Here is a 9,165-nt window from a genome sequence, read left to right as displayed (position 1 = left end):
GCGTGAACGTCTACGCCGGGCGCACCGAGGACCGCCACACGCTCGGTGACGGCCGAGCTGTCAGCCCCGCCGACGTCGCCCGCGCGACGAGGCTGGCGCGAGCGGTCGACGTGGGCGCGCTGCTCGTCTGCGTGCTCGGGCCCCGGTTCCTCAAGCCCGGTCGGCGGCCCAGGCAGCTGCAGAGCCGACGTCGCTGACCGTCCCCACCCCGGGTGGGCCCGGGGGCCGGCGCACGACCACCACGGCCGCGCCACGCTCGCCCGCCGCGTCGAGCTTGGCGACCGTGTGGCTGCCGCCCGAGTCCTTGGTGACCACCACGTCCACACCGTGCTCGGCCAGCAGTGCCCGCTCGGACTCCAGGTCGTAGGGGCCGCGGCTGTGCAGCAGCGTCCAGGCCGGCGGCAGCTCGACCTCCGGCTCGTCGACCACCCGCACGAGCGCCGGGACGTCGCGCAGCGGCTCCACGAACGGCGCGAGCCCCTGCCGCCCGATGCTGAGGAAGGGGCGGCTGCCGAGTCCGACGGTCATCGCCGCGGCGTCCGCGTGGGAGTCCACCCAGTGCCACCGAGCGGCGTCGGGGTGCTCGTCCCAGCCGGGCCGCGCGAGCCGCAGCAGCGGGACGCCCTCGGCGTGGCACGCCGCCGCCGCGTTCGCGCTGATGCCCGCGGCGAAGGGATGGGTGGCGTCGACCACCGCCCTCACCCGCTCGTCGCGCAGGTACGACCGGAGGCCTTCGACGCCACCGAACCCGCCGATCCGCGTCTCGCCGACGGGCAGCCGTGGTCGGGCCACCCGTCCGGCGAGCGACGACGTGAGCGCGACGCCGGCGTCGTCCAGCCGTGCGGCGAGGGCGCGTGCCTCCGCGGTGCCGCCGAGCAGCAGGATCATGCTCCCGCTCCCGGTGGGAGCAGCGGCAGGTCGACCGGGGCGCCGTCGCGGGCCAGCCGCTCCAGGGCATCGACGTCGAGGTGGGTCTCCACCAGGTGGCCCAGCCGGTCGAGCCGTGCCTCGCGCAGGCCCCCGAACGACACGTCGGACGGCGGCAACGCCGTGCCCGCCGCGGCGGCCACGTCGGCCAGCAGCGCCCGGCGGAACGCGTCGCCCTCCAGGCTGCCGTGCCACATCGTGCCCATCACCGCGCCGCTGCGTGCGCCGCCCAGGAACTCCTCGCCCGACCCCCGGGCGATCCGTCCGTGGTGGATCTCGTAGCCCGACGTCGGCGCCCCCAGCGCCTCGCCGGTCGGCAGGCGCAGCACCTTCTCGGCGCCGAACGTCGTCTCGACGTCGAGCAGGCCCAGCCCCTCGACGCTGCGCGGCGTCGACGCCTCCACCGCGTCGGGGTCGTGCACGTGGCGGCCCAGCATCTGGAAGCCGCCGCAGATGCCGAGCACGGGACGGCCCGCGCGGGCGTGGGCCACGACGGCCCGGTCGAGCCCGCGGGACCGCAGCCACACCAGGTCGTCGATCGTGGCCCGTGTGCCGGGCAGGACGACCAGGTCGGCGTCGGCGACGTCGCGCGGGTCGGAGACGAACACGACGTCGACGCCGGGCTCGACCCCGAGTGCGTCGACGTCGGTGAAGTTGCTGATGCGGGGCAGGCGCACCACGGCAACGCGCAGCGCCCCCGCGGCTCCCGATCGGCGTCCGTCCAGGTCGAGCGCGTCCTCGGAGTCGAGCCACAGCGACGGGTCCCAGGGCAGGACGCCGTAGAACGGGCGCCCGGTCAGCGAGCTCAGCCGCTCGAGGCCCGGATCGAGCAGCGAGACCTCGCCGCGGAACTTGTTGACGACGTAGCCGGCCACCAGCCGCTGGTCGTCGGCGTCGAGCAGCGCGACGGTGCCGTGCAGGGCCGCGAACAGGCCGCCGCGGTCGATGTCGCCCACGACCACGACCGGCAGCTCGGCGTGCTGCGCGAGGCCGAGGTTCACGTAGTCCGACGACCGGAGGTTGATCTCGGTGGGGGAGCCCGCGCCCTCGGCCACCACAACGTCGAACCGCCCCGCCAGGTCGTCGAACGCCGCGTGCGCGGCCGCGGCGAGGTGCCGCCGCCCCTCCACGAAGTCCGTCGCGTCGACGGTGCCGCCCGGACGCCCCATGACCACGGCGTGGCTGCGCCAGTCGCTGCCCGGCTTCAGCAGCACCGGGTTCATCGCGACCTCGGGCGTCGCGCGGGCCGCGAGCGCCTGCACCCACTGCGCCCGACCGATCTCCCCGAAGCCGTCGGCGGGCTCGCCGCCCAGCGGCACGACCATCGAGTTGTTCGACATGTTCTGCGCCTTGTAGGGCGCCACGCGCAGACCGCGCCGCGCGAACGCCCGGCAGATCCCCGTCGTCACCACGCTCTTGCCGGCGTCGGACGTCGTGCCGGCGACCAGCAGCCCAGGAGTGCGCATCGCAGCACAGCCTAGAGCCGCACGCCCTAGGGTCGGGCCATGCAGGTCACGTTCCGCGCGCTCCAGCCGGGCGACCTGCCGGTCCTCGCGCGCTGGCTCGCCGCCCCGCACGTGCACCGGTGGTGGTTCCAGGAGGCGGACCCCGAGGCGCTGGAGCGCGACTTCGGTGCGGTCATGCGCGGCGAGGAGCCGGCCGAGGACCTCGTGGCCACCGTCGACGGACGCGACGTCGGCCTCTGCCAGCGCGCCCGCTGGGACGACTACCCCGACGAGAAGGCCGAGCTCGCGCCCTTCCTCGACCTGCCGGCCGGCGCGGTGACCGTCGACTACCTGGTCGGCGACGTCGCGGACACGGGTCGCGGCATCGGTCCCGCCGTCATCGCGGCGCTCGTCGACGACACCTGGGCCACGTACGAGGACTGCCCGGCCGTGGTCGTGCCGGTGGCCGCGGGCAACCGGCCGTCGTGGCGGGCGCTGGAGAAGGCCGGCTTCCGCCACGTGGCCACGGCGCGGCTCCAGCCCGACAACCCGGTGGACCCTCCCGACCACGTGGTGCTGCGGATCGACCGCCCCCGCTGACCGCGGCTCAGTGCAGGTGCACCCGGCGGCCGGACACGTGCTCGGGGTGCAGCCTCACCAGCACGTCGCGCACGCCACCGGCCCAGGTGCGTGGCGGCGCGCCCACCAGCTCGGTGGCGTCCTGCGGGCTCGTGCGGCCCCGCACGGTCACGTTCCAGCCGTGCTGGTCCAGCTCGGCCTGGTGCGACGTGGCGAACGCGACGTCCTCGTGGCCGTCGGCCAGCTGGGCGAGGAAGCTGTCGGCGGACGTGCGGAAGATGACGTCACCGTCGCGCACCACGTAGTTGACCGGCACCAGCTGCTGCCCGTCGTCGTCCACGAACGCGACCATGCCCACCGTGCGCACCGCCAGCAGCTCGAGGCACTCCGCCGCGTCGATCGGTCTCAGATCTCCGTGCTGCATGCTCTCCACTCCTCCCGGGTTCCCCTGATCCCCCCGTGTCCTACCCAGTGTGCGCCTGCCGTGGGTGCACACGTCGACCCCGTCGAGGCAGCACACTGTGCTCATGCGCGCCGTCGTCTGCCACCAGCAGCAGCTCCAGCTCACCGACGTCCCCGATCCCGTCCCCGGTCCGGGCCAGGTGCTCCTGAAGGTGCTCCGGTCGGGCATCTGTGGCTCCGACCTGCACGCCCGCGTGCACGGCGACGCGACCGCCGACATGGCCGGCGAGGTGGGGTACGACCACTTCATGCGGTCCACGTCGTCGGTGGTCATGGGCCACGAGTTCGTGGGCGAGGTCGTCTCGTACGGCCCGCGCACCCACGGGCGCTGGAAGCCCGGGACGCGTGTCGTCGCGCTGCCGCTGCTGGAGACCGTCGACGGCCTGCACATGACCGGCCTGAGCGAGCACGCCCCGGGCGGCTACGCCGAGCAGATCCTCGTGTCCGAGGCCGTCGCCTTCGAGGTCCCCGACGGCGTCGACGTCGAGCACGCCGCCACGACCGAGCCGCTCGCCGTGGCCTGGCACGCCGTGCGCAAGGGCCAGGTGGGCCGCAAGGACGTGGCCGTCGTCGTCGGCTGCGGGCCCATCGGCCTCGCGGTCATCCTCATGCTCAAGGCCTCCGGCGTGCGGACCGTGGTGGCCAGCGACTTCTCCGCCGGGCGCCGTGCGCTCGCCGAGCGCTGCGGCGCCGACGTGGTGGTCGACCCGGCCGTCGAGTCGCCGTGGGACCGCTTCGAGTCCGACAAGCGCTACCTGACGTCGGCCCCGGACTTCATGGACCTCGGCCTGAGCACGATGAAGAAGCTGCGCGCGGTGCCGTTCCTGCCGTGGCCCCGGGTGTTCCAGGCCGCCGAGAAGCTGGGTGCGCTGCCCACCGGCCCGGTGGTCTTCGAGTGCGTGGGCGTGCCCGGGATCCTCGAGCAGATCATCACCGCGGCGCCGCTGCAGTCGCGCATCGTCGTCGTCGGCGTCTGCATGGAGCCCGACACGTTCCGCCCGTCGATGGCGATCAACAAGGAGGTCGAGCTGCGGTTCGCCTTCTGCTACGACCCGGCCGAGTTCCACGCCACGCTGCAGATGATCGCCGACGGCAAGGTCGACCCCTCACCCCTGATCACCGGGACGGTCGGGCTCGACGAGATCGCCGACGCGTTCGGCTGGCTCGCCGATCCCGAGCAGCACGCGAAGATCCTGGTGGACCCCAGTCGTTGACGGTCCAGTCGCTAGGGCGCCTCGGTCGGCCGGGGCAGGGTGAACGGCACGCTGGGCGGTGCCCACTCCTCCTTGCCGAGCCGGGTCATGGGCGCCAGCAGGTCGAAGGTGGGGTGGCCCTCGACGAGCACGTGGTCGGCGACGCTGAACAGCAGCACCTCCGCCAGCACGAGGGTCGAGTCACCCAGCTCGGTCGTCGAGTGCAGGCGGCACTCGATCGCCGCAGGCGAGTCGCGGACCCGTCGCGGCGTCACGAGCTCGCTCGGCTCCGTCTCCAGGCCCAGCGCCTCGGCCTCGTCGACACCGTGCTCGTAGGGCGCGCTGCTGCCGTTGACCGCCTCGGTGAGCGGCTGGGTGGCCAGGTTGACCACCAGCTCCTTCGTCTCCACGACGTTGCGCAGCGTGTCCTTGCGGCCGACGGAGGTGAACGCCAGGATCGGCGGGTTCGCGCACGCGACGGTGAAGAACGAGTGCGGTGCCAGGTTCCCCCGGCCCTCGCCGTCGACGGTGCTGATCCACGCGATCGGTCGGGGCACGACGAGCGCGGTCATGAGCGGGTAGGGCTGGACGCCCTCGTCACCGACCCGCAGGCTGGTGCGGTTCACCGGGAGATCGAGGCGACGTCGATGACGGCGCGGTAGCGCACCTTGCCGTCGACGACCTTGTCGTAGTAGTCGCCCACCTGGTCGGCGTCGATGACCTCGACGGTCGCGGTGATGCCGTGCTCGGCGCAGAAGTCGAGCATCTCCTGGGTCTGGGGGAGGCCGCCCACCATCGAGCCCTCGAGAGCCCGGCGGAACGACAGCAGCGAGAACGCGCCCATCTCCAGGCTCTCCGTCGGGGCACCGAGGTTGACCATGCGGCCGCCTCGGTCGAGCAGACCCAGGTACTGGTCGAGGGGGACGGCTGCGCCGACGGTGTTGAGGATGACGTCGAACGAGCCGCGCAGCTTCCGCAGCGCGCCCTTCTCCTCGGTGGCGACGTAGGCCTTGGCGCCGAACTCGAGGCCGTCGTCCTTCTTCGCGTCGGTGCGGCTGAGGACGGTCACGTCGGCGCCGAGGGCGGAGGCGATCTTGACGGCCACGTGGCCGAGACCGCCCATGCCGATCACGCCGACGCGGGTGCCCTCGGTGACGCCGTGCCGCACGAGCGGCGCGTAGGTGGTGATGCCCGCGCACAGCAGCGGGGTGGTGGCGGCGAGGTCGACGCCGTCGGGGATCTTCACGGCGAAGTGGTCGCGCACGACGACCTGCTCGCTGTAGCCGCCGTAGGTGATGGCGCCGTCGTAGTCCTTCGCGGAGTACGTCTGCACGACGCCGCGACTGCAGAACTGCTCCTCGCCGTCGCGGCAGGCGTCGCAGTCGAGGCAGGAGTCCACGAAGCAGCCGACGCCCACGGTGTCGCCGACGGCGTGCGCGGTGACGTCGGAGCCGGTCTCCTCGACGGTGCCGATGATCTCGTGGCCGGGCGTCATGGGGAAGATCCCGCCGCCCCACTCGTCGCGGGCCTGGTGGATGTCGGAGTGGCAGATGCCGGCGAAGCGGATCTTGATCCGGACGTCGTTCGGCTTGAGGTCGCGGCGCTCGAGGTCGACGGTCTCGAACGGCTTCCCGGCCTCGGGGACGGACAGTGCGGCAACGGTGGTGGTCATGGGGACCACGCTAGGCAGGCGCGGGAAGGTCCGCAGGGCGAGGGGCGCGTGAGATGACCGACGTCACCGGGGCCGGCGGCCGCCCGGAGGCCCGGCTGGACCGTGCCGAAGTGTCGGCGCACCGCCCTACCGTGACGGCATGGACGCACCTGGGGGCGAACGCGCCGACCTGCTCGACTCGCTGCGCAAGCACCGTGCACTGTTCCTCGGCACCGTCACCGGGTTGTCCGACGAGCAGGCCCGCCTCACGCCCACGGCCAGCGAGCTGTGCCTCGGGGGGCTGGTCAAGCACGTGTCGGCCACGGAGGGGGAGTGGGCGCGCTTCGTGGTCGACGGCCCCCGGCCCCAGCCCGACGTCGACTGGGAGAGCATCGACTGGAGCGACCCGCCGCAGGCCGTGCTCGACCGGCAGGACGAGTTCCGACTGCTCGAGCACGAGACCCTGGCCGGCGTCGTCGCCCTCTACGAGCGCACGGCGCTCGCCACCGACGAGCTGGTCGCCTCCGTCGACCTCGACGCGCGGCAGCCCCTGCCTGCGGCCCCGTGGTTCGAAGCGGGCGCGTCGTGGTCGGCACGCCGGGTCTTCCTGCACCTGGTCGCCGAGATCTCCCAGCACGCCGGTCACGCCGACGTCCTGCGCGAGAGCATCGACGGTCGCAGGTCGATGGGCTGACCGTGCTCGTCGGCCCCGCAGCGCAAGGCGCCACGGCTAGGCTGCGGGCATGTCGTCGCAGCTGACCGTCGCCGAGGCCGCCGGCCTGCTCGAGGTCTCGACGGCCGAGGTCCACCGGCTCATCGCCACCGGGCGCCTCGACCACCAGCTGGCCTGCTCCGGGCGGTGCGAGCTGCTCGTCAGCCACGAGTCGGTGGTCGCGGTGAGGAGCGCGCGACAGCCCGGCTGAGCCGCGACCTTCGGCCGAGGGATCGAGCCTTTCGGCCGACGTGGCGGCCTCGGCCCGCGCCTAGCGTGCAGTCATGGCCGATCCGTCCGTCACCGAGCTGCGCATGACCGACACCGACCGCGTGTGGACGTTCGTCCTGCTCGGTGGTGGCGGCGGGGCGCTCCTGCTCGTGCTGCCGTGGCTTTTGGACCTGGTCAGCGGGTTCCCGCTCGTGCCGTTCGAGCCGGTGGCGGAGTGGGTGGCCGGGTTCGACGAGCCCTGGGCGTGGGCGGCGCGGCTCGTCATCGGCGGACTGCTCGGCTCGGTGCTGGCGGCGTTCGCGATCGCCGACGAGCACCGGATCCTCCTGAGCGACGACCAGCTCGTGGTGGTGCACGGCAGCGACGAGCGCACCCTGCGCCGCGAGCAGGTCGTCGGCGTCCACCGCGACGGCAAGCGCCTCGTGATCGACGGCGACCACGGTCGGGTGCTGTTCGACGAGACCCTCGAGGCGCCGCGGGACCAGGTGCGCGAGGCCTTCCTCGCGCACGCCTACCCGTGGGAGTCCGCGTAACGCTGCCGATCGCCTCCCGATGTGCGAGGGTGCGAACGCCCTGGGTCCCCGACAGCGGAGGAGCACGTAGCGATGGCCGACTACGTCATCACCGGCGCGTCCGGCTTCATCGGCCGCTCCCTCGCGGAGCGACTGCGTGCCCGGGGCGACTCGGTGCGGGGCATGGACCTGCGAGCCGACCCCGCGCACGACGTGGTCGCCGGCGACGTCACGGACCCGGAGTCGTGGAGCGACGTGATCACCCCGGGGGCGACGGTCGTGCACACGGCCGCGCTCGTCTCCAACCTGCCGACGCTCGAGGAGGCGTGGCGGGTCAACACGCTCGGCACGCGGCGGGTCCTCGACGCGGCGGTCTCGCGCGGGGCCGCGCGGGTCGTCTACCTCTCGTCGGTCCGCGCGTTCTCGGACCTCGGCTTCCCCGACGGCGTCACCGAGGACCATCCCCTGCGACCCGACGGCAACCCCTACGTCGACACGCGCATCGCCGCGGAGCAGGCGGCGATGCAGGCGCACGCGGCCGGTGAGATCGACGTGGCGGTCGTCCGCCCCGGCGACGTGTACGGCCCAGGATCGCGCCCGTGGACCCTGCTGCCCGTGCGGATGATCAAGGCCAACCGCTTCCTGCTCCCCGCGATGGGGCGGGGGATCTTCAGCCCGGTCTTCGTGGACGACCTGGTCTCGGGGCTGGTGCTGGCCGCCGACCGCGAGGAGGCGGCCGGCCAGGTGTTCACGCTCAGCGGCGGCGTGGGCGTGGAGTGCCGTGACTTCTTCGGCCACTACTACCGGATGCTGGGCAGGCGGGGCCCTGTCGTGATGCCCACGGCGGCGGCCCTCGCCCTGGCGTCGGCCGCAGCCGGGGTGAACCGGGTGCGTGGTGCCGACGACGAGACGAACACGACCGCGGTCCGCTACTTCTGCCGGACAGGCACCTACTCGATCGACAAGGCTCGGTCGGTGCTCGGCTACGACCCCGCCGTCGGCCTGGACGAGGGGATGCGTCGGACCGAGGTGTGGTTGCGCGACGTCGGCGAGCTCTGAGACCCCCCGGCAGCCCCCGGATCGAGTGCTGCGGCGCGCCGCGCCCTGCAATGGCAGGGAAGTAGCGCGCCGCGACGACGTCACGAGGGGGGCGGTTTGACCGGACCAGGGAGGGGTCTGTAGTGTTCTTCTTGTTGCGCCGCTCGCCGGAGCACGAGGCCGAAAGGCCGCGTGATCGGAGCTCGCACAGCTTGTACCGAAACGGTCAACGCCAGGGCTTTCGCCCGGAGACGGACCGCTGACAACGGCAAGCCCCGGACAGGGGTCAGCAGCAACATCGCTTTCCCTTCCACCCAAGAAGCCTCTGGCTGAGTCACCTCACGGTGTGCTCCTGACAGATGTGCGTCTGATCCTTGAGAACTCAACAGTGTGCCAAAAGTCGACGAGATAATCA

At 72.9% G+C, this 9,165-nt stretch carries 11 protein-coding genes and 1 pseudogene; 7 read left to right on the top strand and 5 right to left on the bottom strand.

Annotated elements, in window-relative coordinates; all coding sequences use genetic code 11:
- A pseudogene (locus tag NUV38_RS16835) lies at window positions 1–197 on the top strand (hypothetical protein); the annotation flags it as partial.
- Here the strand turns inward: NUV38_RS16835 and NUV38_RS16830 are convergent.
- Window positions 151–888, bottom strand: a complete 738-nt coding sequence (locus tag NUV38_RS16830) for a cobalt-precorrin-6A reductase (protein WP_257730216.1) — start codon at window positions 886–888, stop codon at window positions 151–153. The pseudogene NUV38_RS16835 and the gene NUV38_RS16830 overlap by 47 nt on opposite strands.
- Window positions 885–2,393, bottom strand: a complete 1,509-nt coding sequence (locus NUV38_RS16825) for a cobyric acid synthase (protein ID WP_257730215.1) — start codon at window positions 2,391–2,393, stop codon at window positions 885–887. Before NUV38_RS16825 ends, NUV38_RS16830 begins: the two co-directional genes overlap by 4 nt.
- A gap of 39 nt (window positions 2,394–2,432) precedes the next feature.
- Here NUV38_RS16825 and NUV38_RS16820 point away from each other — a divergent pair, with 39 nt between their 5' ends.
- Window positions 2,433–2,972 (top strand): acetyltransferase, encoded by a 540-nt coding sequence (locus tag NUV38_RS16820; RefSeq protein ID WP_257730214.1) that lies wholly within the window; start codon window positions 2,433–2,435, stop codon window positions 2,970–2,972.
- A 7-nt stretch (window positions 2,973–2,979) separates the two neighbouring features.
- On the opposite strand, the gene NUV38_RS16815 is transcribed toward NUV38_RS16820, so the two are convergent.
- A complete protein-coding gene (locus tag NUV38_RS16815) occupies window positions 2,980–3,375 on the bottom strand; it encodes a pyridoxamine 5'-phosphate oxidase family protein (protein WP_056574764.1) in 396 nt (131 codons plus the stop codon).
- Window positions 3,376–3,478: 103 nt separating this feature from the next.
- Between NUV38_RS16815 and NUV38_RS16810 the strand changes: the two genes are divergently transcribed.
- Entirely contained in the window at window positions 3,479–4,627 is a 1,149-nt protein-coding gene (locus NUV38_RS16810; protein ID WP_257730213.1) for a zinc-binding dehydrogenase, read from the top strand.
- 11 nt (window positions 4,628–4,638) lie between these two features.
- Here NUV38_RS16810 and NUV38_RS16805 read toward each other — a convergent pair whose 3' ends face one another.
- Together NUV38_RS16805 and NUV38_RS16800 are read right to left on the bottom strand one after the other, a co-directional pair.
- The gene (locus tag NUV38_RS16805) at window positions 4,639–5,232 is read right to left on the bottom strand and encodes a flavin reductase family protein (RefSeq protein ID WP_257730212.1); all 594 of its coding nucleotides are present in this window, start codon (window positions 5,230–5,232) and stop codon (window positions 4,639–4,641) included.
- On the bottom strand, window positions 5,229–6,278 hold the full coding sequence (locus tag NUV38_RS16800) for an NAD(P)-dependent alcohol dehydrogenase (protein ID WP_257730211.1): 1,050 nt from the start codon (window positions 6,276–6,278) through the stop codon (window positions 5,229–5,231). Before NUV38_RS16800 ends, NUV38_RS16805 begins: the two co-directional genes overlap by 4 nt.
- A 139-nt stretch (window positions 6,279–6,417) precedes the next feature.
- On the opposite strand from NUV38_RS16800, the gene NUV38_RS16795 reads away from it, so the two are divergent.
- The 4 genes from NUV38_RS16795 to NUV38_RS16780 all read left to right on the top strand — a co-directional run bounded on the left by NUV38_RS16795 (window position 6,418) and on the right by NUV38_RS16780 (window position 8,771).
- Window positions 6,418–6,951, top strand: a complete 534-nt coding sequence (locus NUV38_RS16795; RefSeq protein ID WP_257730210.1) for a DinB family protein — start codon at window positions 6,418–6,420, stop codon at window positions 6,949–6,951.
- 49 nt (window positions 6,952–7,000) lie between these two features.
- A complete protein-coding gene (locus NUV38_RS16790; RefSeq protein ID WP_055960993.1) occupies window positions 7,001–7,180 on the top strand; it encodes a hypothetical protein in 180 nt (59 codons plus the stop codon).
- A gap of 73 nt (window positions 7,181–7,253) precedes the next feature.
- Window positions 7,254–7,733 carry a hypothetical protein gene (locus NUV38_RS16785; RefSeq protein ID WP_257730209.1) on the top strand — a complete coding sequence of 160 codons (480 nt, stop codon included), beginning with the start codon at window positions 7,254–7,256 and terminating at the stop codon, window positions 7,731–7,733.
- 72 nt (window positions 7,734–7,805) lie between these two features.
- Window positions 7,806–8,771 carry an NAD(P)-dependent oxidoreductase gene (locus NUV38_RS16780; RefSeq protein ID WP_257730208.1) on the top strand — a complete coding sequence of 322 codons (966 nt, stop codon included), beginning with the start codon at window positions 7,806–7,808 and terminating at the stop codon, window positions 8,769–8,771.
- Window positions 8,772–9,165: the final 394 nt, after the last annotated feature.

It is taken from the genome of Aeromicrobium sp. 50.2.37 (assembly GCF_024655735.1).
In the GTDB taxonomy this organism is placed as follows: domain Bacteria; phylum Actinomycetota; class Actinomycetes; order Propionibacteriales; family Nocardioidaceae; genus Aeromicrobium.
The sequence above is the reverse complement of the archived record's forward strand: the minus strand, read 5'-3'. Positions and strand labels throughout refer to the sequence as shown.

Bases quoted from the DNA above. Each gene is read 5' to 3' on its own strand.
- NUV38_RS16830 (WP_257730216.1), bottom strand. From the start codon at position 888: ATGATCCTGCTGCTCGGCGGCACCGCGGAGGCACGCGCCCTCGCCGCA.
- NUV38_RS16825 (WP_257730215.1), bottom strand. From the start codon at position 2,393: ATGCGCACTCCTGGGCTGCTGGTCGCCGGCACGACGTCCGACGCCGGC.
- NUV38_RS16820 (WP_257730214.1), top strand. From the start codon at position 2,433: ATGCAGGTCACGTTCCGCGCGCTCCAGCCGGGCGACCTGCCGGTCCTC.
- NUV38_RS16815 (WP_056574764.1), bottom strand. From the start codon at position 3,375: ATGCAGCACGGAGATCTGAGACCGATCGACGCGGCGGAGTGCCTCGAG.
- NUV38_RS16810 (WP_257730213.1), top strand. From the start codon at position 3,479: ATGCGCGCCGTCGTCTGCCACCAGCAGCAGCTCCAGCTCACCGACGTC.
- NUV38_RS16800 (WP_257730211.1), bottom strand. From the start codon at position 6,278: ATGACCACCACCGTTGCCGCACTGTCCGTCCCCGAGGCCGGGAAGCCG.
- NUV38_RS16795 (WP_257730210.1), top strand. From the start codon at position 6,418: ATGGACGCACCTGGGGGCGAACGCGCCGACCTGCTCGACTCGCTGCGC.
- NUV38_RS16790 (WP_055960993.1), top strand. From the start codon at position 7,001: ATGTCGTCGCAGCTGACCGTCGCCGAGGCCGCCGGCCTGCTCGAGGTC.
- NUV38_RS16785 (WP_257730209.1), top strand. From the start codon at position 7,254: ATGGCCGATCCGTCCGTCACCGAGCTGCGCATGACCGACACCGACCGC.
- NUV38_RS16780 (WP_257730208.1), top strand. From the start codon at position 7,806: ATGGCCGACTACGTCATCACCGGCGCGTCCGGCTTCATCGGCCGCTCC.